A 22,914-nucleotide genomic window follows, 5' to 3' on the forward strand; every position below is an offset into this window, starting at 1 on the left:
AGGTCTGTCGCGTGCCCGTCCGCCTCGTTCCCGTCGTCGGCAGCGCCCTCGGGCTCGTCCTCACCGTGGTGCTGGTCATCGGCGCGGCGATCGGCAGCCCGGTCCTCGCAGCGGTCGCCGGAGGGTTGCTGGGGACGGCCGTGCTTGCGGTCCAGCTGGACTCCTGGCGTCGCGTCCGGAGCCTGCGCACCTACCTGCGCGACGAGATCCGGGCCAGCCGGGCGCCCGCCCAGCCCACGGGAGCGGCGGGGCCCTCGGAGGCCGACCTGCTCGGAGCCGTGCAGCTGCTGCAGGCGCAGTACACCGGGCGCCTGGACCGGATGCAGGCGGCGTTGGACGACGCGCTGGCCCGGACGGGCTCGCGGGCCGACCACGACCCGCGGTGAGCACGGCCCGGAGCGCCACCACCAGGGGGGTGGCGGCCGACCACGCGCGCATCGCCGGCCGACGCTCCAGGGCGCTGGTCGCGACGGCGCTGCGCACCCGGTCCGTCCACGGCCGGGAGGTGCTGGCCGAGGCGGCCTGGCCCGGTCACCTGCCCGCCGACCTGGCCGCGTGGGCGCAGCGCGGCCCGCGGGCCGGGGTCCCCGACGACGCCGACCCGCTCGGTCTGGCCGACCACGCCCGCGTCCTCGCCGTCCAGACCGGTGACCCGCAGGACGTCACCGTCGGTCGGGGGCTGCTCGAGCAGCTCCTCGCCTCCCCGCACGGTGCGGCGCTCCGCCGCGAGCACGTCGAGATGCTGGCCCAGCTGCGCGTCCTGGGCGGCGACCCCGGCGGTGCGGTCGACCTGGCCGCCGACCGGCGGGTCCGGCCCGGCGTGGCCGCGTCGGTGCGGGCCGACGCCCTGCACCCCCGGCTCGACCCGGGCGCCGCCGGACAGGGCGAGCGCTGGGCCGCGGCCTTCTCCGCCGCGCTCGGCAGCGGCCGACTCGCGCCGGTCCGGGCGCCCGAGGGTGGTGCCGCACCGGACCTCGACACGCTGAGCACCCGGGCGGTCGAGCCGGTGAGCGGGAGCGGGCTGGTGACCGTGCTCATGAGCAGCTACCGCCCCGGCCCGCCGCTGCTCACGGCCGTCCGCTCGGTCCTCGCGCAGAGCTGGGCCGACCTGGAGCTGCTCGTCGTGGACGACGCCTCCGGCGACGAGGAGACTGCCGGTCTGCTGGCCGAGGTCGAACGGCTCGACCCCCGCGTCCGGGTGGTCCGCAAGGCGCTCAACGGCGGCACCTACCGCGCCCGCAACACCGCCCTGCGCCTGGCCCGCGGCGACTACGTGGTCGTCGTCGACTCCGACGACTGGTGGCACCCGCAGACCCTCGAGGTCTGCGTGGCGCCGCTGCTGGCCGACCCCGGTCTGCTCGCGACCCGGGCGCAGGGCGTGCGCGTCACCCCCGACCTCGTCCTCACCCGGCCCGGCTACCTGCCCCGCTTCGCCTCCGCCGCGACCGTGCTCTTCCGGCGCCTGCCCGTGATGAACCGCATCGGCTTCTTCGACCCCACCCGCAAGGGCGCCGACACCGAGTTCACCCGCCGCCTGGAGGCCGCCTTCGGGCCGGTGGTCCGGGACGTCGAGGAGACCACGACCATCCTGCGCGGCGGGGCCCCGACGCTGTCCTCGGAGGAGTTCGCCAACGGCTACCGGCACCCGGCACGCCAGCTCTACAAGGCGCTCTACACGCCCTGGCACGACGCCGTCCGCGGCGGTGAGGACGCGGCATACCTCGACCCCGAGCTGCCGCGCCGCTTCCCGGAGCCGCTGCGCTGGACCCGGCCCACCCACCCGCTGCTCGAGGCCCGGCCGGCCCGGCTCGATCTCGTCGTCGCCGGGGACTGGCGCAAGTTCGGCGGCCCGCAGCGCTCCATGATGGAGGAGATCCGCGCGGCGCTCGAGGCCGGGCTGCGGGTCGGCGTCATGCACCTGGAGGCGCTGCGCTTCATGTCCGCCCAGGACCAGCCGCTGGCCGTCCCGTTCACCGACCTGGTGCGCTCGGGCGCGGTCACCTGGGTGCTGCCGGACGACGACGTCGACATCGACGTGCTGCTGGTCCGCTACCCGCCCATCCTGCAGTACCCCCCGGTGCTGGCCCGCCCCGCGCGCGTGCGCCAGCTCCTCGTCATGGCCAACCAGGGACCGCTGGAGCCCGACGGCAGCGACCAGCGGTACGTCGTCACCGACGTCACCCGGCGCGCCGGCGAGCTCTTCGGGGCGCCGGTCACCTGGGTGCCGCAGAGCCCGACCATCCGCCGGGTCCTGCGCGAGCAGGACCCGGCGGTGGTGCTCACCTCCTGGGACAACCCCGGGCTCATCGACGCCGACGCCTGGGCGGTGCGGCCCACCGACCGGCCCCCCGGTGCGTCGGGCACGGTGGTGGTCGGGCGGCACTCCCGGGACGACCGGATCAAGTTCCCGCCGACGTGGGAGGAGCTGCGGCGGGGGTATGCCTTCGGTCCCGGGCACGAGGTGCGGGTCCTCGGCGGGGAGCAGACCGTCGCCGCGCTGCGCGCCGCCGCCGACGCCCCGGGGGAGGAGCCGGCCAGGTGGACGGTCCTGCCGGCCACGACCGAGGACGTCCGGCCCTTCCTCGCCGGCCTGGACTTCTACGTCTACCTCGACAACCCGGACGCCCACGAGGCCTTCGGCCGCACCCTGCTCGAGGCGGCCGCCAGCGGCGTCCTCGTCATCGCCCACCCCAAGCACCGACCCACCTTCGGCGACCTCCTCGACTACGCGGCACCGGGGGAGGCGCAGGCCCTGGTGGCGCGCTACACCGCGGACCCGGGCGCCTACCGCGAGCGGGTCGAGCGCACGGCGGCCCTGGTGCGAGAGCGGTACGGCCACGCGGGCTTCGTGGACCGTCTGCGGCCGCACCTGTCCGGGGCGGACGAGGGGCCGGTGGACGAGGGGCCGGAGGGGGCGGACGCACCGATGGCCTCGCCCGTCCGGGTGCCGCTGCGCAGCGCCGGTGACGGCACCCGCGCGGACGCGCTCGTGGTGGAGCACGTCGGGCTCACCGAGACCGAGCTGCGGGGGTGGCTGGGCCGCGAGGTGCCCGACCCGCCCGGGCCGACGTGGACCCCCGGACCGCTGCTCGCCGGCGCACCCTCCGGCGTCCGTCGCGTGCTCCTGCAGCAGGGGGGTCTGACCCTGTCCGCCGACCGCGCCGAGGGGGACACGCCGGTGCCCGACCCGGCCGGCGCGGACGACCCGGCCGGCGCGGACGACCCGGCCGGGGGCGCCGCGACGGCCCTCGCGCACCGGCTGTGGGACGCGCCGCCGCCGGGCTGGGTGTGGCGGGCGGCCCCCAGGCATACCGAGGCCACGACGGCCCCGACCACCGAGGAGAGGTCATGAACCTGCGACGTGAGGTCATCCGGCGCATCCCACCCCTGGAGAAGCGGGACGCCGAGCTGCGCCGGCGCAACCAGCGGATCCGCGCGCTGGAGGCCGAGCGCACCGGGCTGGAGCAGGAGCTCGACGCGCAGCGGGACCATGCCGCCACGCTGGTCGACCCCGCCGAGCTCGCCCGGCGATCCAGCTTCACCCAGCACCTCGTGACCCTGCGCCGGGTGACCGTCGCGCTGCGCGAGCTCGACCCCGAGCGCCGCCACCCGTTGCGCCAGGTGCCGTTCAAGCTGCGCAACTACCGCCTCGCCGCCAGCCACGGCATCCCCACCCCCCGCATCCTCGGGGTGTGGGAGGACCCGGCCGGCATCGACCTGGACGCCCTTCCCGACGAGGTGGTCGTCAAGTCCGACGGGGGCGCCGGCAGCCACGGGGTGCTGCCGCTGCGCCGGGTCGCCGGAGGCGGGTACCAGACCCTCGACGGGGTGCGCTCGCTCAGCGCGGACGAGGTGCGGGAGCACTTCACCTCCCGCGCGGCGCAGGGCCGGATTAGCGGACCCTTCTTCGCCGAGGAGGTGCTCCGTCAGCCCGGGGGAGGCCCGATCCCGGACGACGTGAAGATCAACGTCAGCTACGGGGAGGTGCTGCACGTCATGCTCCGACGCGTCTCCCGGCACGGTCACCTGCGGTCCATGGGGTACCGCTACGTCGACGCGGACGGGGCGGAGCTGGGCGCGGTCATGATCGGCCGGGAGGACGACCGCGCCGTCCCGGTGCCGCCGGACCTGCCGGAGATGGTGGAGATGGCCCGGCACCTGTCCCTCGCGACCGGGCTGCCCTTCATCCGGGTGGACCTCTACGGCACCGAGCGGGGGGCCGTGCTCGGCGAGCTCACCCGGACCCCGGGTGGTCGCCAGCCGTTCCGCGCCGACCACGACGAACGCATGGGTCTCGGGTGGGAGGCGGCCGCCAGCCGCCTCGAGCTCGACCTCGTGGCCGGCCGGCCGCCGGGCATCCTGCACGGCGAGCACCCCGTGCCCGAGCTCTACCCCGAGGGGCACGTCAGCCGCTCGGCCGACCCCGGGGCGTGGGCGCCGCGGGTCGTGCCGTGCGCGCAGTGCGGATGAGCCCGCTCAGCGCCCGGGCGCCGGGTCCTGCGGCAGCTCCCAGCTGATCTCCTCCGGCGGGGTCGTCGTGACCCCGAGCCGGGTGAGCTCGTGGTGGAGCACGGGGGTCAGCGAGCGCACGTAGGTCGCAGTCAGGTGGCTGCCCTGGCGGTTGACGACGACGCCACCGACGACGGGCGCGCACCCGTCGAGCCGCTCGGGCGCGGGGCAGACCCAGGGCAGCAGCTCCACCAGCGGGGCGTCGAGCCGCCCGGCCACCTCGCTCAGCAGGCGGGTCCCCGAGGCGGGGGCGGCCGGGCTCCAGCACGGGGTGATGTCCTCGCGGTGCTGGTCCAGGCACTCGAAGCTGCTGACTCCCTCGGCGACCCCGCGCGGCTCGGGCAGTGGCGTGTCGGCGACGAGCACGACCCGGGCGCCCTGGTCGGTGGCCGGACGCAGCAGGTCGACCATGGACCCGGCGAGCTCCGCCGGGTAGCCCTGGCCGACCGAGGTGAGGACGAGGTCGGGGGCGTGCTCGGGCTCCCCGAGGTGCTGCGCGAGCATCCGGTTGTAGTCGTGGCACTCCGGCGATCGGCCCTCCGCGACGAAGCCGCACGCCGACTTCGTGTAGAACCGCACCCGCCACCCCTCCTGGACCCCGATGGCGTGCAGCGCCGAGCTCCACTGCTCCATCTTGGAGTCGCCGACGACGGCGACCTCGACGCCTCCGTCGGGGTCGCCGAAGGTGCAGTCCTGCGCGTTGGGCAGCTCGGTGCCGCTCGTGCTGACCTGGCAGCCCGCGCGGTAGGCCAGCGAGATGTCCTCGTCGGCGACGGCCGGGTCGGGGACGGGCTGGTCGACCTGGCCGGTGACGGCCCCCGGGTCCTCGACCAGCTGCAGCTGTGCGGCACCACGACTGCCGGGGTCGACCAGGGCGAGGGCGCCCACCGACCCCTGCACCGCCGCGGCGTCCGGCTCCTCCAGGGAGGGGGCGCTCGCCACGAGCGCGGCGGCCAGGGCCGCCGAGGTGGCCATGGCCGCGGCGCCGGCCAGGAGGGCCGGTCCGGGGGAGCGGCTGAGCGCCGGGGAGTAGCGCAGCGGGTTCTCGACGAGGTGCAGCGTCAGCCAGGACAAGAGGACCGCGAGGAACGCCACGCCCAGGCGCACCGCCAGCCCGGCCTCCGGCACCCGCTCGGCGAGCAGCTGCAGCAGCGGCCAGTGCCAGAGGTACAGGCCGTAGGACAGTCCGCCGACGAGGCGCAGCGGCGCGACCCCGAGCAGCCGTCCGACGGGTGAGCCGCCCGGGTGGATGCCGGCAGCGATGACGGCCGCCGTCGCGAGCGTGGGCAGCGCGGCGGCGGTGCCCGGCCACGGGGTCGCCGTGTCGACCGTGACGAGGGTGAGGGTGATGCCGACCACCCCGGCGGCGGCCAGCACCGTCCGACCGGCCTGCGGCAGGCGCTCCAGCCGCGAGGTGAGGAGCACGAGCAGCGCACCGACCCCCAGCTGCCAGACCCGGGTGGTGGTGGCGAAGTAGGCCTCGCCCGGCGAGGCCGCGGTCCGGACGACCGACCACCAGAAGCTGGCGAGCACCACGACCGTCAGGGCCAGGGTCAGCACCGGCAGCAGCCGTAGCCTCTGCCGCCGGACCAGCCACAGCACGGCGATGATGAGCAGCGGCCACACCACGTAGAACTGCTCCTCCACGGACAGCGACCAGTAGTGCTGCACCAGCGAGGGGTTCTGGTCCTCGGCGAGGTAGTCGACCTCGCGCCACGCGAGGAGCCAGTTGACGACATACCCCGTCGCCGCGAGGACCTCGGTGCCGAGGTCGGCGTGCCGGCCCCGGGGGAGCAGCAGCCACCCGGCCAGCGTCGTGACCACGAGCACCAGCGACGCCGCCGGCAGCAGCCGGCGCGCCCGGCGGGCGTAGAACCGGGGCAGCGAGATGCGCCCGTCCCGCCGGGCCTCGCGCACCAGCTGGCTGGTGATGAGGTAGCCGGAGATGACGAAGAAGACGTCGACGCCGGCAAAACCGCCGCCCGACCCGGGCAGCCCGACGTGGTAGGCGAGGACCATGAGGACCGCGATCGCGCGCAGACCCTCGATGTCCCCGCGGAGGCGGGTGGACCCCGGGGCCGGGGAGACGACCCTGGAGGTGGGCGCGGTAGCGGCGGTCACGGGGTCCCTCCGGAGGGTTGGCGCGGCACGTCGTCCAGCGCGATGTCTCCCGGCGCCGCCTCGGTGAGACCCAGGGCGCTGAGCTCGCGGTAGAGGAAGGGGGTGAGGGAGCGGGCGTAGGTGTCGGTGAGATGGCTGCCCTGACGGTAGACCAGCTGACCGCCCAGGGCGGCCGGGCAGGTGCTCTCCTCCGGGCAGATCCAGGGGTTGAGGTCGATGACCGGGGCGCCGGTGGCCTCGTGCACGGCCCGCAGGTGCGGCCGTCCGTAGATGCCCCTCGGGGGACGCTCGCAGGCCAGCAGGTCCTGCGGGTGCTCGGCCGCGCACTCGTAGGCCTGGTGGTCGGGGTGGGCGTTGTCGTCGACGACGACCACGTCGATCCCGGCGTCGGTGAGGGCCCGGGCCCCCTCGACCATGCCCTCGCGCTCCGCCGCCTCGAAACCGCCGGAGCCGAGGAGCACGAGGTGCGGCGGGTCGGCCAGCAGCTGGCGCACCACCTCCTGGCCGAAGGCGTCGCACTCCGGCTCGGTCGCGCCGGCCACGGTGGGCGAGCAGGCGCTCTTGAGGTAGAGCTCGAGGCGCCAGGACTCGGCCTGCGCGATCGCCTCCAGGGCCGAGGCGTACTGCCCGAGCTTGGAGTCGCCCCACAGGGCGACTCGCGTCGGTGAGTCGACGTCCCCGTAGACGCAGGTCGGGTCCGGCACCGCGACCCCCTGCTGCACCTGGCAGCCGTCGGCGTAGTAGCCGGGCACGTCCTGCCGGGCCAGCGACGGGTCGGGCTGGACCGGGCCCGCCCGGTCGTAGGCCCGCCGGGGCAGCCCCACCGGCTCCCAGACGTCGGCCGAGGGGTCGGCCACGAGCGCGGCCGGGCCCGGTGCCGTGGTGGCACCCAGGGTCGGTCGGGCGGCCCACGCGACGCCGGCGGCCCCGGTCACCACGGCCATGGCGGTGCCGGCGGCGAGCAACGAGCGCGCGGGGCGGACGCCGAGGCGGGAGCTGAAGCGCACCGGGTCCTCGACGAGCAGGCGCAGCAGCCAGGCCAGCAGCACGGTGAGCACACCGACCAGGGCGAGACCGGCCGGCCCCAGCGGGCCGCGCTGCTCCTCGACGAGCACCAGCAATGGCCAGTGGACGAGGTAGATGCCGTAGGACAGCCCGCCGACCCACACCATCGGCGGGACCGAGAGGAGCCGCCCCACGAGCGTCGGGGTGGCGCAGGTCCCGGCGGCGAGGAGCAGCGCGCTGCCGGCGACCGGGAGCAGGGCCGCCGACCCCGGCCAGGGGGTGCTCGGACCGATGAGGAGCACCGTGAGCAGGACCAGGGTGAGCCCGGCCGCCGCCGCGACCTGTGCCGCCCAGGCCGGCAGCCGCCGCAGGGCGGGCACCGTGAAGGCCAGGAGGGCGCCGGCGCCCAGCTCCCAGAGCCGCGTCGGGGTGACGAGGTATGCGGTCTGCGGCGTCTGCGCGGTCGCCACCACCGACCACCCCAGCGACAGGACCGTGACCAGGCCGAGCAGGGCGGCCAGGGGGCGGCGCGGGGACGTTCTCCGGCGCGCGGCGAGCGCGAGGCCGGCGACGACCAGGAGCGGCCACAGGAGGTAGAACTGCTCCTCCACGGCCAGCGACCAGTAGTGCTGCAGCGGGGACACGCCCGCGCCCTCGGCGAGGTAGTCGACCGAGCGGGCGGCCAGGACCCAGTTGACGACGTAGAGCGTCGAGCCGAGCACGTCGGCGATCAGGTCCGGCCGGCTGCTCGTCGGCAGCACGACCCAGCCGGCGGCGAAGGTCGCCGCGACGACCACCAGGGCCGCCGGGAGGAGCCGCCGGGCCCGGCGGGCCCAGAAGTCACCCAGCGACACCCGGCCGGTCCGGTCGATCTCGCGCAGCAGGATGCCGGTGATGAGGAAGCCGGAGATGACGAAGAAGACGTCGACCCCGGCGAAGCCGCCGCCCAGGCCCGGGACCCGCAGGTGGTAGAGGAGCACCGCGAGGACGGCGACGGCGCGCAGGCCCTCGATGTCCCGCCGTCGGGCGCGCCCCGGTGCGGTGGTGGGGTCCGGGCGCGGCATGGGCTCATCGTGCCAAACGCCCGGAGGGTCACCCGCGAGGAGCGGTCAGTCCCGCCCGTAGAGGTCGCGGGTGTAGAGCTTGTCGCCGAAGTGCTCGCTGTGCTCGTCGAGACGGTTGGCGATGATGACGTCGGCCGTGTCGGTGAACGCGTCGAGGTCGCGCACGACGCGGCACCCCTGGAAGGTGTCGCGGTCGTAGGACGGCTCGTAGATGACGATCTCCACCCCGCGGGCCTGCAGCCGGGACATGACGCCCTGGACGCTGGAGGCGCGGAAGTTGTCGGACCCCGCCTTCATGATGAGCCGGTAGATGCCGACCCGGCTCGGGTGCCGGTCCAGGATGTCGGCCGCGATGAAGTCCATCCGGGTCGTGTTGGCGTCCACCACCGCGGTGATGAGGGTCTGCGGGACGGTCCCGTAGTTGGCCAGCAGCTGCCGGGTGTCCTTGGGCAGGCAGTAGCCGCCGTAGCCGAAGCTGGGGTTGTTGTAGTGCGCGCCGATGCGCGGGTCCAGACCCACGCCCTCGATGATCTGCCGGGTGTCGAGGCCCCGGGTCACGGCATACGTGTCGAGCTCGTTGAAGTAGGCCACCCGCATCGCGAGGTAGGTGTTGGCGAACAGCTTGATGGCCTCGGCCTCGGTGGAGTGGGTGAGCAGCACCGGGACGTCGGTGTCCAGCGCGCCCTCCAGCAGCAGGTCGGCGAACTCCTGGCCGCGCTCGCCGGTGTCGCCGACGATGACCCGGGAGGGGTGCAGGTTGTCGTGCAGGGCGCGACCCTCGCGCAGGAACTCCGGGCTGAAGATGATGGTCGCGCCGGGGTGCTCGGCGCGCAGCTGCTCGGTGTAGCCGACCGGGATGGTGGACTTGATGACGATCGCGGCGTCGGGGTTGGTGGCGCGGACGTCGGCGACGACCGCCTCCACGCTGCGGGTGTCGAAGAAGTTGGTCTCGGTGTCGTAGTCCGTCGGCGTCGCCACCACCACCCAGTCGGCGTCGGCGTAGGCCTCCTGCGCGTCGGTGGTGGCGTGCAGGGCCAGCTCCCGGGTCGCGAGGTAGGCGCTGATCTCGGGGTCGTGGATCGGGCTGCGCCGCTCGTTGATGAGCGCGACCTTGGCCGGGTCGATGTCCAGCGCGGACACCTGGTGGTGCTGGGCCAGGACGACGGCGAGGGAGAGCCCCACGTATCCGGTGCCGGCGATGGCGATCTTCATGCCTCTCCTTCGGGTCGGTGGCGCCCAGTATGTCGCGGCGCGGGTGAGAACATCATGAGGCGGTGGGGCGGGGATTAGGCGTGGGTCCGCCGCGGTCGGTATCGTGGTCGGGTTCACCGCCGTCCACGACCCCCGACCCCGGGGGCCCTGTGGACAGTTCCTGCGGGCGTGTCGAGACGATGGCATGCTGGCAGCGAAGCGGTGAGACGTGTGAAGCCCTCCTGTCACGGAGAGACCGTGACCGCTACAGACCGAAGGAGGTGGGTCCTCACCATGCGTCAGTACGAACTCATGATCATCCTCGACCCCGAGACCGACGAGCGCACCCTCCAGCCCACGCTGGAGAAGATGCTCGCCGTCGTCCCCCAGGACGGTGGCTCGATCGACGAGATCGACGTCCTGGGCCGGCGCCGCCTGGCCTACGAGATCAAGAAGCAGGCCGAGGGGATCTACGCGGTGGTCAACCTGACCACGGAGCCCGCCACGGCCAAGGAGCTGGACCGTCAGCTCGGGCTCAACGAGTCCGTCCTGCGGACCAAGCTGCTGCGCCGCGACGTCTGAGCCGCGCCCGCCGCATACCCCGACCGCACGACCCGCGAAGGAGCACCTGACATGGCCGGAGAGACTCCGATCACCGTCGTCGGCAACCTGACCGCCGACCCCGAGCTGCGCTTCACCCCCAGCGGTGCGGCCGTCGCCAACTTCACCGTGGCCTCGACGCCGCGGCAGTTCGACCGGCAGACCAACGAGTTCAAGGACGGCGAGACGCTGTTCATGCGCTGCTCGGTCTGGCGTGAGGCTGCCGAGCACGTCTCGGAGTCGCTGCACCGCGGGGACCGGGTCATCGCCACCGGCCGGCTCGTCTCCCGCTCCTGGCAGACCCAGGAGGGCGAGAACCGCACGGTCATGGAGATGCAGGTCGACGAGGTCGGTCCGTCCATGCGGTATGCCACCGCCCAGGTCACCAAGGCCCAGCGCGGCCAGGGTGGCGGCGGAGGCGGCTGGCAGGGCGGCCAGGGTGGCCAGTCCGGCGGCCAGCAGGGCGGCTGGGGCGGTAGCTCCGGCGGTCAGCAGGGCGGCCAGGGTGGCCAGTCCGGCGGTCAGCAGTCCGGTGGTCAGCAGTCCGGTGGCCAGCAGTCCGGTGGCCAGCCGGCCCCGGCCAACGACCCCTGGGCCACCGGCGGGGCCAGCAACAACCCCGGTGGGGGATCCGGCGGCTCCGGTGGGGGCTCGGGGTGGGGCGGCGCGCCGTCCTACGACGAGCCGCCCTTCTGAGCCGACCTCCACCACCAGCACCACACCGTTCAACCACCACCATCCCGAGCGATGAGCTCGGGCTCTCACGAAAGGGGAGAGCACCACGATGGCCAAGCCCGTCATGCGTAAGCCGAAGAAGAAGGCGAACCCGCTCAAGTCCGCGAAGATCGAGTCGATCGACTACAAGGACACCGCGCTGCTGCGCAAGTTCATCTCCGACCGGGGCAAGATCCGTGCCCGTCGGGTGACCGGTGTCTCCGTCCAGGAGCAGCGCCGCATCGCCAACGCCGTCAAGAACGCCCGCGAGATGGCGCTGCTGCCCTACAGCAGCTCCGCCCGCTGAGTCGGCGAAGGAGCACTCAGATGAAGATCATCCTCACCCAGCCCGTCACCGGCCTCGGTGACGCCGGCGACGTCGTCGACGTCAAGGACGGCTACGCGCGCAACTTCCTGCTGCCCCGCAAGGTGGCGACGCCCTGGACCAAGGGCGGCCAGAAGCAGGTCGACTCGATCAAGGCCGCGCGCGACAAGCGTGCTGTCCGCAGCGCCGAGGACGCCGCCGCCGCCAAGGCCCGGCTCGAGGGCGCCGAGATCACCGTCGCCGCGCGCGCCGGCTCCGGCGGCCGCCTCTTCGGCGCCGTCACCCCCGGTGAGATCGCCGACGCGATCCTCGCCGGTGGCGGTCCCCAGGTCGACAAGCGCCGCATCGAGGTCCGCACCCCGATCCGCAGCGTCGGCGAGCACGCCGTGCACGTGCGTCTGCACGAGGACGTCGCGGCCGACCTCACCGTGAGCGTCGTCGCCGGCTGACCGACGGCTGCGCGCACACCGCAGCGGACGGCCCCGTCTCCCCACGAGGGAGGCGGGGCCTTTCCGTCGTCCCGCTGACCGTGGAAATGTTGCCGGGGCGGCATTTCGCCGGTCGGGTGCCTGCTCGGGCGGTCGGTGACCGTGGAAGTGTTGCCAGGGCAGCGATGTGCCGGTCGGGTGCCTGCTCGGGTGGGCTGGTGACCGTGGAAGCGCTGCCGGGGCGGCACTTCGACGGTCAGGCGACGGAGGGGGCCGCCCGCGTCGTCAGCTGGTGTGCTGGCGACGCGCGTGGGCCGCGCGGAGGGCCTGCCCGACCTGGGCGAAGAAGGGCTCGGGCGTCGTCCGGAGGCCCAGCACCGGGATCTGCAGGCTGACCATCGAGCGGTCCCTGAGCTGTAGGTCGTTGTGCCGCAGGGCGTCGTCGAGACCGGCGGTGCCCTGGAAGTGCTGGGCCCCGTGGATCTCGACGTGCACCCCGAGCTCCTCCCAGAACACGTCGAGGTAGACCCTCCCGTTCCGGCCCGTCCGCACCGCCTGCCGCGTGGGCTCGGGCAAGCCGCGGCGGCGGCACTCGGCGGCGAAGTCCAGCTCGTTCAGCGAGTGGGCTCCGTCGCAGACGTCCCTGACGACGTCGTCCAGCACCGAGTTCGCCGAGCCCTTCCGCGTCTGCTGCCAGTGGACGAGCAGGGCGTCTGGCGTCACCAGTCCCTGCTGCACCGTCATCGCCACCACGGTCGCCGCCTGCCGGTCGGTCCTGGCCCACCGTGCCGCACGGACCACCGCGACGTCGGTCGGTGTGCGACGAAGCCCCGAGGTGGTGCGTGGCCCCAGGTCGCGCAGCCGGTGGTGCCGGACCCCCTCCAGTCGGCGGACCGTGGCGTTGTTGGGCACGGCGACGTGGATCACCGGCTCGTCCCAGTGCTGCAGCCCGGCAACCAGCAACGCCGTCACGCCGTCCAGGACGCTGCGGCTCCCGGACTCCCAGACGGCCCACCACCACAGCGCCCGGCCGGTCGGCACGTCCGAGGTGATGCAGAGGGTATGCGCGCCCGCCCGGCTCCACGCGCCGTGGTCGACCTCCGTGGCGATCTGCCCCGGTGTCAGCCCGGCCTCCAGGAGCATCCGCCTCGTGACCACCCCGTCGTGCGGCTCGGCCAGCCCACGCGCGAGCCGGTGCCGCCGGGCGCGTTCGAGCGCCTGGGTCGTCCGGCGCTCGGCGCGCGTCGTCGGCATATCCCAGTCTGCGTCGTGCTCGCCACCTCGCCCCGAGGTTGTCCACAGGTGAGCGTGGTCGGTCCACCCGCTGACCGGCGGAGCGCCGCCGCGGCAGCAGGGGCACGGTCGGAGCGCCCGTCAACCATTTAGGACCGGGGGCCGCGCGCCGATAGACTGGGGGGACGCGTCATGTACCGAGGGGAGAGCAGCGTGATCCTGGCTCTCCTGGGGGCGCACCTCGCCGCAGCTGTCGTGGCGCCCTCCCTCATGCGGGCCCTCGGGGGCCGGGCGTTCGCGGTGCTGGCCCTCGTGCCCGCCGCCTCCGCCGCCTGGCTCGCGACCCGCGCCGGTGGCAGGGGCGCCGTGCACGAGGAGTCCGTCGCCTGGGTCCCGGACCTCGGCCTGGCCCTCGCCTTCCGGCTCGACACCCTGTCGATGGTCCTCGCCCTCGTGGTGACGGTCGTCGGCGCGCTGATCCTGCTCTACTGCTCCCGCTACGTCGACCTGCGCTCCACGGGGGGCAGCCCGGGCCTGCTGGGCGGGGCGCTCGTCGGCTTCGCCGGCGCGATGCTGGGCCTGGTCACCACGGACGACCTCCTGGCGCTCTACGTGTTCTGGGAGATCACGACCGTCCTGTCCTACCTGCTGGTGGGCTACCTCACCACCAGCGCCGCGAGCACCCGCGCCGCCCGGCAGGCCCTGGTGGTCACCGCCGGCGGGGGGCTGGCGATGCTGGTCGGCGTCGTGATCCTCGGCGAGACGGCGGGGACCTACCTCATCAGCGAGCTGGTGGGCGATCCGGTCACCTCGACCGGCCCGCTGGTCGCCTGGGGCGTCGGCCTGCTGCTGCTGGGCGCGATCACCAAGTCGGCTCTGGTGCCGTTCCACTTCTGGCTCCCCGGGGCGATGGCCGCCCCGACCCCGGTGAGCGCCTACCTGCACGCCGCGGCGATGGTCAAGGCGGGCGTCTACCTCGTGGCCAGGTTCGCCCCCGGGTATGCCGACCTCCCGGTCTGGCAGGTCATGGTGCTGGGGCTCGGGGCGGGCACCATGCTCCTGGGCGGGCTCCGCGCGACCCGCCAGCTCGACCTCAAGCTGCTCCTGGCCTACGGCACGGTGAGCCAGCTCGGGATGCTGGTCCTCCTGCTGGGCTACGGCACCGAGGGTGCCGCGCTGGCCGGGCTCACCCTGCTCCTCGCCCATGCCCTGTTCAAGTCCGCGCTCTTCCTCACCGTCGGGGCCATCGACCACGCCACCGGCACCCGCGACATACGGCACCTGCGCGGGGTGGGTCGGCGCGCACCCTGGCTCATGGTGGCGGGGACCCTGGCCGCCGCCTCGATGGCCGGGCTGCCGGTGCTGCTGGGGTTCGTGGGCAAGGAGGCGGCGCTCACGGCGCTGCTGACGCCGGCGGCCGGGTGGTCCTCCCTGCAGGGTGCGGCCGCCGTGTCCTTCGTGCTCGGCTCGGTCCTCACCATGGCCTACTCGCTGCGGTTCGTCTGGGGCGCGTTCACCGACGGTGCCCGTCCACCGGCCGGTGGGCCGGTCTCCGTCGCGCCGCGCGCCCACGCGTGGCACGCCCCCGGCTCCGTGCTCGTCGGGATCCCGCTGGTGCTGGCGGTCGCCGGCCTGCTGCTCGGGCCGGCCTCGGTCTGGCTCGAGCGAGGGCTGGCGGGCTACTCCGCCACCGTGCAGCAGATGCCGTCCGCCGGGCCGGAGGTGCACCTGGGCCTGTGGCACGGGGTCACCGCCCCGCTGCTCGTCTCGGTCGGGGTGTGGGCCCTCGGCGGGCTCTGGTTCTGGCTGCAGGCGCGCCGCCCCGCCGAGGTGCCGATCCCGCTCTCGCCGTTCGACGCGGCCCGCGCCTACCACGGCCTCACGCGGGGCCTGGACCGGCTCGCGCTGGAGACCACCGGTTTCCTGCAGCGCGGCTCGCTGCCGGTCCTGCTGGGGACGATCCTCACCGTGCTGGTGCTGCTGCCCGGGACCCAGCTCCTGCTCGGGCAGAACCGGTGGCCGCGGGTCGACGGGCTGCGGATCGCCGACAGCGCGGCGCAGGTCGCGGTGGCGGCCCTGGTCGTCGCCTCGGCGGTGCTGGCCGCCCGGGCCCGGCGCCGGCTGCGGGCGGCGTTCCTCGTGGCGGTGACCGGGTACGGCACCGCCCTCCTGTTCCTGCTCCACGGGGCCCCCGACCTCGCGCTGACCCAGATCCTCGTGGAGACCGTCTCGCTGGTGGTGCTGGTGCTGGTCCTGCGCCGGCTGTCCGGTCGGTTCCCCGACGACCCGAGCGCCCTGACCCGTCGGCTCAGGGCGCTGCTCGGCGTCGCGGTCGCGGTGGTCGTCGGCGCGACCACGCTGGTGGTCTCCGCCAGCCGGGTCCACCCCCCGGCCGCGGTCGACCTGGCCGAACGGTCGGTCGACTACGGCGCCGGCCGCAACATCGTCAACGTCATCCTCGTCGACGTCCGCGCCTGGGACACGATGGGCGAGCTGTCCGTGGTGCTCGCCTGCGCGACCGGTGTCGCCAGCCTGGTGTTCCTCCGCGAGGAGGCGATGGACCGGGTGCGCGCCGGGCTGCGCAGCGCCCGCGGTGACCGGGCGGGGATGCGGGCGGGCACCTCCGAGACCACGGGCGCCATCCTGCCCAGCCGCCGGATCACCGGCATCCTCGCCCTGGACCCGGAGCGGCGCTCGGTCATCCTGGAGGTGGTGACCCGGCTCGTCTTCCACACCATCCTGCTCTGGTCGGTCTACCTGCTGCTCTCCGGCCACAACCAGCCCGGTGGCGGTTTCGCCGCCGGCATCGTGGCCGGGCTCGCCCTCTGCCTGCGCTACCTCGGTGGCCGGGGGTATGAGCTGCGGGCCGCCCTCCCGGTCATGCCCGCCGTGCTCCTGGGCAGCGGCCTGTTCATCGCCGCCGGCTCCGCCGTGATCCCCATGCTCTTCGGCTCCCCGGCCCTGCGGACCTGGGACGCCTACCTCACCATCCCGCTGGTCGGTGAGGTGCACCTGGTGACCTCCCTGCTCTTCGACATCGGCGTCTACCTCGTCGTCATCGGCCTCATGCTCGACGTGCTGCGCAGCCTGGGCTCGGGCATCGACGCCCAGATCGCCCGGGAGCGCGAGAGCGAGCGCGCCGAGGCGGAGGTGGGCCCGTGAGCGTCAACCTCACCCTCATCCTCGTGGCCAGCGTGCTGGTCGGCACCGGGGCCTACCTCTTCCTGTCCCGGTCGCTGGTGCGTGCCCTCATGGGCTTCCTGCTCATGGGCAACGGGGTCAACCTGCTGTTCATCATCGGCTCCGGCCCGGCCGGCTCACCGCCCATCGTCGGTGCCGACGACGGCGGCCCGATGGCCGACCCGGTGCCCCAGGCGCTGGTGCTGACCGCCATCGTCATCACCCTGGCGATGACGGCCTTCGTGCTCGCCCTGGCGCACCGGGGCTGGCAGGTGGGTCGGGACGACCTGGTCGCCGACGACACCGAGTCCGCGCGCATCCACGCCCGGGCCGAGGCCGACGACCTCGGCTCCGAGCCGGGGGCACGTGAGCAGGCCGAGGAGATCGCGGCCGAGACCGAGCGCTCGGAGCGGGGCCACCACGGCCGGCGCGACGAGGGCGCCACGGACGAGGAGGGGGGCACCGCGTGAGCAACGGCTACGCCTGGATGGTGCCCCTGCTCGTCCTGCTGCCCCTCATCGGGGCCGGACTGACGCTGGCCGCGGCCGGACGGACCGCCGTGCAGCGGGTCGTGAGCGTCACCGCGCTCTCGGGGATGACCGTGCTGGCCGGCGTGCTGCTGTGGGCGAGCGACACCCAGGGCCCCCAGGTGATGTTCGTCGGCGGCTGGGCAGCCAACGAGGGCATCGTGCTCGTGGTGGACCGGCTGGCGGCGCTGATGGTCATCGTCTCGACCGTCGTCACGCTGGCGGTGCTCGCCTACTCCATCGGTCAGGGTGCGAGCGGCTTCGACGAGGAGAGCGACGGGCACTCCCCGCTGCCGGTCTTCCACCCGACGCTGCTGGTGCTCGCGGCCGGGGTGACCACCACCTTCATCTCCGGTGACCTGTTCCACCTCTACGTCGGGTTCGAGATGCTGCTGGCGGCGAGCTTCGTGCTGCTGACGCTGGGCGGCACCGCGGAGCGGGTCCGGGCGGGCACGACATACGTCCTCGTCTCCCTGCTGTCCTCCATCATCTTCCTCGCGGCGATCGGGCTCACCTACGGCGCCACCGGCACCATCAACCTGGCCCTGCTCAGCGAGCGGCTCGGGGAGATCGCACCCGGCACGGCCGCGCTGCTGCAGCTCATGCTGCTCGTCGCCTTCGCCGTCAAGGCGGCGGTGTTCCCGATGTCGGGGTGGCTGCCCGACTCCTACCCGACGGCGCCCGCACCGGTGACGGCCGTCTTCGCCGGGCTGCTGACCAAGGTTGGCATCTACGCGATGATCCGCACCCAGACGCTGCTGTTCCCCGGCTCCCCCTTCTCCGACCTGCTGCTGGTGGCGGCGCTGCTCACCATGATCGTCGGGATCCTCGGCGCGATCGCCCAGGACGACATCAAGCGGATGCTGAGCTTCACCCTCGTCAGCCACATCGGCTTCCTGCTCTTCGGGATCGCCCTGGGCAGCACCCACGGGCTGGCCGCGGCCATCTTCTACGTCGTCCACCACATCACCGTCCAGACCACGCTCTTCCTGGTGCTCGGGCTGGTGGAGCGGGTGGGCGGCTCGACCGACAGCACCCGGCTGGGTGACCTGGCCCGCATCTCACCCCTGGTGGGGGTCCTGTTCTTCATCCCGGCGATGAACATGGCGGGGATCCCTCCCTTCAGCGGGTTCCTCGGCAAGGTCGGCCTGGTCCAGGCCGGGGTGGCCGAGGGGTCCTGGCTGGCGCTGCTGCTGGTGGCCGGCTCGGTGCTCACCTCCCTGCTCACCCTGTATGCCGTGGCCAAGGTGTGGGGGCGCGCGTTCTGGTCCGAGAACGCCCGCGGCATCACCGGCCAGGGACCGGTGCGCGGCGGGCACCACGACGCCCTCGGCCTGGGGGTGCTGGCACCGACCATGGCCCTGGTCGCCGTCGGCCTCACGCTGACCGTGGTGGCCGGTCCGCTCTTCGACATCACGACGAGGTCGGCCGTCGACCTCGTGCTGCGCGAGCCCTACCTGGACGCGGTGCTCGGGGTCGGCGCGGAGGCCGGGCCGTGACGGGCGTCGACCGGCTGCGGCGGCAGGGCGTGCGGCGCCTCCTGCCCCCCGTGTCCCCCTGGGGGCTGCTCTGGCTGACCGTCGTGTGGGTGCTGCTGTGGGGCAGCCTCAACGTGCTCAACCTCCTGGGCGGCCTGCTCGTGGCGCTGCTGGTGCTCGTGCTCTTCCCGCTCCCCAGGGTGGACCTGCACCTGCGGGTGCGTCCGCTGGGGCTGCTGGTGCTCCTCGGTCGTTTCCTCCTGGACCTGGTGCGCGCCTCGGTGGAGGTCGCCTGGCTCTCGGTCCGGCCCGGGCCGGTCGCCACGGGGGTGGTGATGGACCTGCAGCTGGCCACCGACGACCCGCTGCTGCAGACACTCACGGCGGAGATGGTCTCGCTGGTGCCGGGGTCGGTGGTGATCGAGCTGGACCCGGGCAACCGGGTGCTGACGCTGCACGCGCTGAACGTGCGCACGCGGCACCAGGCCGAGCAGGTCCGGCACAAGGTGCGTGCGCAGGAGGCGAGGGTGCTGCGGGCCCTGCACCCCGACCCCGCCTCGGTGCTGGACCCTCGTCGGCACCGGAACGGGAGCCGGGGCGAGGCCCCGGAGTCCACGACCACGGAGGAGACGCCATGAGCATCGATCTCGTCGAGCTCGTCCTCACCTGGATCGTCGGTGGTCTGCTGGCGGTCTCCGCCACGCTGACCCTCATCCGCATCACCATCGGCCCCAGCGTGCTGGACCGGGTGGTCGCCACCGACGTCCTCGTGTCCATCGTCATCTGCGCGCTGGGGGCCTACGCCGCCCTGAGCGACGCCTGGACCACGCTGCCGCTGCTCATCTCGCTCTCCCTCGTCGGCTTCCTGGGCTCGGTCGCGGTGGCCCGCTTCGTGGCACGGGACCGGGACACGCCGGCGGCCGAGCCGGTGCCGGACCGGCTCGAGGTCGGCGGACGGGACGCCGGGCCGCAGCCTCCCGCCGGAGGGCGTCGCACCCCTGAGGGGGAGGGATCGGTATGAGCGCGGTCGACGTGCTGGACGTCCTGGGACTGGTGTGCCTGCTGCTCGGGGCCCTGCTGTGCCTCGCGGCAGCCATCGGCCTGCTGCGCTTCCCCGACCTGCTCACCCGCATGCACGCCGGGACCAAGCCGCAGGTGCTGGGGGTGCTCCTCGTCATCCTGGGCGTCGGGCTGCGCTCGCGCTCCGGGCTCGACATCGGGATGCTCGTGCTCATCGGGCTGTTCCAGCTGCTGACCATCCCGGCGGGATCGCACATGGTGGGCCGCGCCGGTTTCCGCACCGGCCAGATCGCCCCGGCCCACATCCACCTGGGGCAGCGCGACGGGGACGGGGACGACCCACCGCAGGGATAACCGCCCAGGTATCTGCCGCGCCGACGTCGGCTCTGTCCAGCAGGCCCCGCCGCGCACACGACCTGGAGCATCATGGACCCGACGACCCTGCCCCGCCGCAGGCTGATCCTGCTCACCGTGTGCGGCGCGCTGCTCATCTCGCTCACCGAGATCGACCGGCTCATCCGGATGGTCCAGGCCGGGCCGGAGGGGTTCTCGCTCGGGATGGCGCAGGTGAGCTCGCCGCGGTTGCCGCTGCCCCCGCCCGGCCCGACGTCGCAGCCGTGGCTGGCGATCCACCAGCTCGGCATGGGTGGCGAGGCCGGGGCGAGGGCGCAGGCCGACCTGCTCGTCGGGCTGTGGCTCGGGGTGGACGTGGTCCTCGCCATCACCTACGGGCTGCTCCTGTGGTCGCTGCTGTCCCGGGTCGTGGAGCGCGGGGCCGTGCAGCCGGGGGCTCCCCTGCGGATGCTCACCTGGCCCCGTCCGTGGATGGTCTGGCTCGCCGTGGCCGCTGACGTGGTGGAGAACCTCCTGCTGGCACTGCTGGTCCTGGGTCCGGCCAGCGAGGCGCCACCGGCGCTCCTCGTGAGTGCCACCGCCTGGATGAGCGCCCTGAAGTGGGTGCTGCTGCTGGCGGTGGCGGGGCAGCTCGGATACGCGCTGCTCGGCACCCCGGCCGGCCGCGCGTGGCTCTCCCGCCGTGGCCGGGCGGTCTACGCCCAGCGGTTCTCGGCGCTGGCCTTCGCGCCGGTCGCCCTGCTGGCCCTGGTGCCGGGCAGCGGCATCCTGGACCAGCTGCCGGACATCCAGCGCACGTGGTTCGCCACCGGTGACGGGCGCACCGCCGTGCCCGGCTGGGTGCACGCCCTCCTGGCCTCGGTGCTGCTGCTGCTCATCACCCTCGGCCTGGTGCTGCTGGGTCGGCTGATCGCCGACAACGTCGCCCGCCGGGTGGTGGACGCCAGCGATCTGGCGCCCCGTCCCGCGCCGGCGTTGCGGCAGTGGCTCTTCGGGCCGGCGGTCGTCATGGTGCTGTGGGGGTGGGCCAGGCTGGCGGGCACCGGGGAGGTGCGGTGGGGCTGGACCCTGGCCTTCGTCGCGGTGCCGGTGCTCATCGTCGCGGGGTCGTGGGCCACCACCCGGCACGCCCCGGCCCTGGCGACTCCTCCCCCGAGCACCTATGACGGCGCGACCGCCGCCCAGGTCCGTCGCGTCGGCGACATCCTGGCGTTGAGCGGGCTGGTCGTGGGCACCCTGGCGCTCATCCGTTCGCACCTCGTGCTCACGGTGCTGGGCGAGGGCACGCCGTTCCAGCGCTGCGTGCCGCTGCTGGCGCTGGCCGCAGCGATCGTCGTGTGGTGGCTCGGGCCGTGGGCCATCGACCGGCTCCAGGGGCTGCCCTGGGTCGGTGACCTGTTCACCCCCGGTGCCGGCACCAGCACCGTGGTGGGGGAGGACGAGATCGGACCGTGGGGGCGGCCCACGCAGCCCGGGTCGCGGCGCCTGTGGTGGCTGGCGTGGGCGTTGATCTGGGCGAGCACCGCGGTGGTCGTCGCGCTGGCGGTCTGGCCGGTGGGCCTGTCCGCCCTCCTCGGGGTGATCGGCGTCGTCATGCTGGGCCTGGGTGCGCTCATGCTGCTGGTGGGCTCGAGCGTGGTGCTCCACCACTTCTACGCCCCTCCGCAGCTCTTCTGGTGGCCGGCCCTGCGGCTGCGGGAGGCTCCGGTGGCCCTCCTGCTCACCGCCGTCGTGGTCGCGGCCCTCGTCCCGGGGAGCAGCCACCAGGTCCACGGCATCCGAGGGTCGCTGGCCGGGCAGGTGCCCGGCGCGGTCGCCCGCCCCGCGCCCCTGTCCGACGCGGTGGCCGCCTGGCTGGCGCGCACCGAGGACTGCGTCGTGGAGACACCGCAGGGCTCGGCGCGGCCGATGATCCTCGTGGCGGCCGAGGGCGGCGGGATCCGGGCGGCCTACTGGAGCGCCGCCGCCCTCCACGAGATCAAGGTGAACAACCCCTGCGGGCTGGACGCGGTCCTGCTCGCGAGCGGCGTCAGCGGCGGCTCGGTCGGGCTGGCCGTCAGCCGCTTCGCCGACGACCAGGCCGGCGCGGTCGACGAGGTCTGGGCCATGGGCGCCCCGGACGCGCTGGCCCAGGCCAGCCTGGGTCTCCTCGTCCGTGACCCGGCCTACGCCGTCACCGGGCTGCCCGCGGGGTCGGACGCACCGGGTGAGGGCTGGCACGACCGGGCTGCGCTGATGGAGATGGCGTGGGAGCAGAGCTCCCCGGGCCTCGCGGTCGACTTCCTGCAGCCGCCCCAGGATCGCCCTCCGGGTCAGCTGAGTGCCGCCCTGGTGCTCAACTCGACGGCGACCTCGTCGGGCTGCCGGGTGCTGGTGAGCCAGGTCGACCTGGGCTCGGGCCAGGTCTCGGACTGCGCGGACCTGGGATCGCCGCTGGCCTACAGCCGGGACTTCTACGCCGACTACCTGCCCCCGGTCCCCGCCGGCGAAGGTTCCGCACCGGACGGGGCGGAGACGTGCGTCGGGTCGGTCCCCGCGTCGACGGCCTCGATGACCTCCGCGCGTTTCCCCTACGTGACGCCCTCGGGGGTGGTGGGACCCTGCGGGGACGCGCCGCAGGCCCAGCTGATCGACGGTGGCTACGCCGAGGGGAGCGGCCTGGGCACCGTCGTCGACCTGGCGCCGCGGCTGCTGGCGGAGGTGGCCGGGCAGGACCCGTCCGCGCGGGTCGTGCCGATCGTCGTCTACCTGGACAACGGCCGCGGCAGCGACCTGGTGCAGCCACCGCCGGAGCCGGTGGCGGAGGTGCTGGTCCCGCTGGTCGGCAACGGCAGCGCCGCGCTCACGCAGAAGGACACCCCTGCGCTCCTGCAGCGGGCCCGCGAGCTGACCGGCGCGTTCAGCCCCGACGTCCCGACGGTCTACGTCGTCACCCAGGCGAGCCGACCCGCGGTCGAGGCACCCCTGGGCTGGGTGCTATCGCCGGCCAGTCGGGAGGACATGCTCGACTCCCTGGGCGAGGGGGTGGACGAGGCGGTCGCCCAGTGCAGGCGCAGCGTCGAGCCCACCGACGCCCCGGTCGAGGGCAGGCCGGCGCGCTACCCGGGCCTGGCCGAGCTGCTCGTGGCGCTGGACGGGTGCGAGCGGCTGCGGCGCTGAGGTCCG

18 protein-coding genes are annotated in these 22,914 nt (G+C 74.2%); 14 read left to right on the top strand and 4 right to left on the bottom strand.

Features of this window, described 5'->3' with window-relative positions; translation table 11 throughout:
* The first annotated feature begins 11 nt into the window (after positions 1 to 11).
* Genes Q0795_RS12010 through Q0795_RS12020 form a run of 3 tightly spaced genes read left to right on the top strand, consistent with a single transcriptional unit; the run spans position 12 to position 4,470 of the window.
* Positions 12 to 386 carry a hypothetical protein gene (locus Q0795_RS12010; RefSeq protein WP_298889948.1) on the top strand — a complete coding sequence of 125 codons (375 nt, stop codon included), beginning with the start codon at positions 12 to 14 and terminating at the stop codon, positions 384 to 386.
* A complete protein-coding gene (locus Q0795_RS12015) occupies positions 383 to 3,352 on the top strand; it encodes a glycosyltransferase (RefSeq protein WP_298889950.1) in 2,970 nt (989 codons plus the stop codon). The genes Q0795_RS12010 and Q0795_RS12015 overlap by 4 nt, the downstream gene beginning before the upstream one ends.
* Positions 3,349 to 4,470 (top strand): ATP-grasp fold amidoligase family protein, encoded by a 1,122-nt coding sequence (locus tag Q0795_RS12020; RefSeq protein WP_298889952.1) that lies wholly within the window; start codon positions 3,349 to 3,351, stop codon positions 4,468 to 4,470. The genes Q0795_RS12015 and Q0795_RS12020 overlap by 4 nt, the downstream gene beginning before the upstream one ends.
* Positions 4,471 to 4,476: 6 nt before the next feature.
* Here Q0795_RS12020 and Q0795_RS12025 read toward each other — a convergent pair whose 3' ends face one another.
* From Q0795_RS12025 to Q0795_RS12035, 3 genes are read right to left on the bottom strand one after another with little or no spacing between them, the layout of a single operon-like run.
* Positions 4,477 to 6,630, bottom strand: a complete 2,154-nt coding sequence (locus Q0795_RS12025) for an acyltransferase family protein (protein WP_298889954.1) — start codon at positions 6,628 to 6,630, stop codon at positions 4,477 to 4,479.
* Entirely contained in the window at positions 6,627 to 8,699 is a 2,073-nt protein-coding gene (locus tag Q0795_RS12030) for an acyltransferase family protein (RefSeq protein WP_298889956.1), read from the bottom strand. Before Q0795_RS12030 ends, Q0795_RS12025 begins: the two co-directional genes overlap by 4 nt.
* Positions 8,700 to 8,744: 45 nt before the next feature.
* Entirely contained in the window at positions 8,745 to 9,911 is a 1,167-nt protein-coding gene (locus tag Q0795_RS12035; protein WP_298889958.1) for a nucleotide sugar dehydrogenase, read from the bottom strand.
* A 273-nt stretch (positions 9,912 to 10,184) separates the two neighbouring features.
* On the opposite strand from Q0795_RS12035, the gene rpsF reads away from it, so the two are divergent.
* The 4 genes from rpsF to rplI all read left to right on the top strand — a co-directional run bounded on the left by rpsF (position 10,185) and on the right by rplI (position 11,978).
* Entirely contained in the window at positions 10,185 to 10,472 is a 288-nt protein-coding gene (gene rpsF, locus Q0795_RS12040; RefSeq protein ID WP_298889960.1) for a 30S ribosomal protein S6, read from the top strand.
* A gap of 51 nt (positions 10,473 to 10,523) precedes the next feature.
* Complete coding sequence (locus Q0795_RS12045; protein WP_298889962.1) at positions 10,524 to 11,186, top strand: single-stranded DNA-binding protein; 663 nt, start codon at positions 10,524 to 10,526, stop codon at positions 11,184 to 11,186.
* A gap of 88 nt (positions 11,187 to 11,274) precedes the next feature.
* Positions 11,275 to 11,511: a 30S ribosomal protein S18 gene (gene rpsR / locus Q0795_RS12050; protein ID WP_010147233.1), complete on the top strand. Its 237-nt coding sequence runs from the start codon at positions 11,275 to 11,277 to the stop codon at positions 11,509 to 11,511.
* Positions 11,512 to 11,531: 20 nt separating this feature from the next.
* Positions 11,532 to 11,978 (top strand): 50S ribosomal protein L9, encoded by a 447-nt coding sequence (rplI, locus tag Q0795_RS12055; RefSeq protein WP_298752079.1) that lies wholly within the window; start codon positions 11,532 to 11,534, stop codon positions 11,976 to 11,978.
* A 264-nt stretch (positions 11,979 to 12,242) separates the two neighbouring features.
* Here the strand turns inward: rplI and Q0795_RS12060 are convergent, their stop codons facing one another.
* Positions 12,243 to 13,211 carry a hypothetical protein gene (locus Q0795_RS12060; RefSeq protein ID WP_298889964.1) on the bottom strand — a complete coding sequence of 323 codons (969 nt, stop codon included), beginning with the start codon at positions 13,209 to 13,211 and terminating at the stop codon, positions 12,243 to 12,245.
* A gap of 192 nt (positions 13,212 to 13,403) precedes the next feature.
* Between Q0795_RS12060 and Q0795_RS12065 the strand changes: the two genes are divergently transcribed.
* The 7 genes from Q0795_RS12065 to Q0795_RS12095 all read left to right on the top strand — a co-directional run bounded on the left by Q0795_RS12065 (position 13,404) and on the right by Q0795_RS12095 (position 22,908).
* Positions 13,404 to 16,352, top strand: coding sequence for a Na+/H+ antiporter subunit A (locus tag Q0795_RS12065; RefSeq protein WP_298889966.1), 2,949 nt, complete (start codon positions 13,404 to 13,406; stop codon positions 16,350 to 16,352).
* Complete coding sequence (locus tag Q0795_RS12070; protein ID WP_298889967.1) at positions 16,349 to 16,840, top strand: Na(+)/H(+) antiporter subunit C; 492 nt, start codon at positions 16,349 to 16,351, stop codon at positions 16,838 to 16,840. The genes Q0795_RS12065 and Q0795_RS12070 overlap by 4 nt, the downstream gene beginning before the upstream one ends.
* A gap of 17 nt (positions 16,841 to 16,857) precedes the next feature.
* Positions 16,858 to 18,396, top strand: a complete 1,539-nt coding sequence (locus tag Q0795_RS12075; RefSeq protein ID WP_298890175.1) for a Na+/H+ antiporter subunit D — start codon at positions 16,858 to 16,860, stop codon at positions 18,394 to 18,396.
* Positions 18,393 to 19,013: a Na+/H+ antiporter subunit E gene (locus tag Q0795_RS12080; RefSeq protein WP_298889968.1), complete on the top strand. Its 621-nt coding sequence runs from the start codon at positions 18,393 to 18,395 to the stop codon at positions 19,011 to 19,013. The genes Q0795_RS12075 and Q0795_RS12080 overlap by 4 nt, the downstream gene beginning before the upstream one ends.
* The gene (locus tag Q0795_RS12085) at positions 19,010 to 19,396 is read left to right on the top strand and encodes a monovalent cation/H+ antiporter complex subunit F (RefSeq protein ID WP_298889969.1); all 387 of its coding nucleotides are present in this window, start codon (positions 19,010 to 19,012) and stop codon (positions 19,394 to 19,396) included. Before Q0795_RS12080 ends, Q0795_RS12085 begins: the two co-directional genes overlap by 4 nt.
* Complete coding sequence (mnhG, locus tag Q0795_RS12090; protein ID WP_298889970.1) at positions 19,393 to 19,749, top strand: monovalent cation/H(+) antiporter subunit G; 357 nt, start codon at positions 19,393 to 19,395, stop codon at positions 19,747 to 19,749. The genes Q0795_RS12085 and mnhG overlap by 4 nt, the downstream gene beginning before the upstream one ends.
* 72 nt (positions 19,750 to 19,821) lie before the next feature.
* Positions 19,822 to 22,908, top strand: coding sequence for a hypothetical protein (locus tag Q0795_RS12095; protein WP_298889972.1), 3,087 nt, complete (start codon positions 19,822 to 19,824; stop codon positions 22,906 to 22,908).
* Positions 22,909 to 22,914 lie beyond the last annotated feature (6 nt).

Origin of the sequence: uncultured Serinicoccus sp. (assembly GCF_947487915.1) — a bacterium.
In the GTDB taxonomy this organism is placed as follows: Bacteria; Actinomycetota; Actinomycetes; order Actinomycetales; family Dermatophilaceae; genus Ornithinicoccus.

What these genes read in the sequence shown, in the direction of transcription:
- rpsF (WP_298889960.1), top strand. Translation starts at nt 10,185, where the DNA reads ATGCGTCAGTACGAACTCATGATCATCCTCGACCCCGAGACCGACGAG.
- Q0795_RS12060 (WP_298889964.1), bottom strand. Translation starts at nt 13,211, where the DNA reads ATGCCGACGACGCGCGCCGAGCGCCGGACGACCCAGGCGCTCGAACGC.
- rplI (WP_298752079.1), top strand. Translation starts at nt 11,532, where the DNA reads ATGAAGATCATCCTCACCCAGCCCGTCACCGGCCTCGGTGACGCCGGC.
- Q0795_RS12085 (WP_298889969.1), top strand. Translation starts at nt 19,010, where the DNA reads ATGAGCATCGATCTCGTCGAGCTCGTCCTCACCTGGATCGTCGGTGGT.
- Q0795_RS12075 (WP_298890175.1), top strand. Translation starts at nt 16,858, where the DNA reads ATGGTGCCCCTGCTCGTCCTGCTGCCCCTCATCGGGGCCGGACTGACG.
- Q0795_RS12020 (WP_298889952.1), top strand. Translation starts at nt 3,349, where the DNA reads ATGAACCTGCGACGTGAGGTCATCCGGCGCATCCCACCCCTGGAGAAG.
- rpsR (WP_010147233.1), top strand. Translation starts at nt 11,275, where the DNA reads ATGGCCAAGCCCGTCATGCGTAAGCCGAAGAAGAAGGCGAACCCGCTC.
- Q0795_RS12030 (WP_298889956.1), bottom strand. Translation starts at nt 8,699, where the DNA reads ATGCCGCGCCCGGACCCCACCACCGCACCGGGGCGCGCCCGACGGCGG.
- mnhG (WP_298889970.1), top strand. Translation starts at nt 19,393, where the DNA reads ATGAGCGCGGTCGACGTGCTGGACGTCCTGGGACTGGTGTGCCTGCTG.
- Q0795_RS12095 (WP_298889972.1), top strand. Translation starts at nt 19,822, where the DNA reads ATGGACCCGACGACCCTGCCCCGCCGCAGGCTGATCCTGCTCACCGTG.
- Q0795_RS12045 (WP_298889962.1), top strand. Translation starts at nt 10,524, where the DNA reads ATGGCCGGAGAGACTCCGATCACCGTCGTCGGCAACCTGACCGCCGAC.
- Q0795_RS12035 (WP_298889958.1), bottom strand. Translation starts at nt 9,911, where the DNA reads ATGAAGATCGCCATCGCCGGCACCGGATACGTGGGGCTCTCCCTCGCC.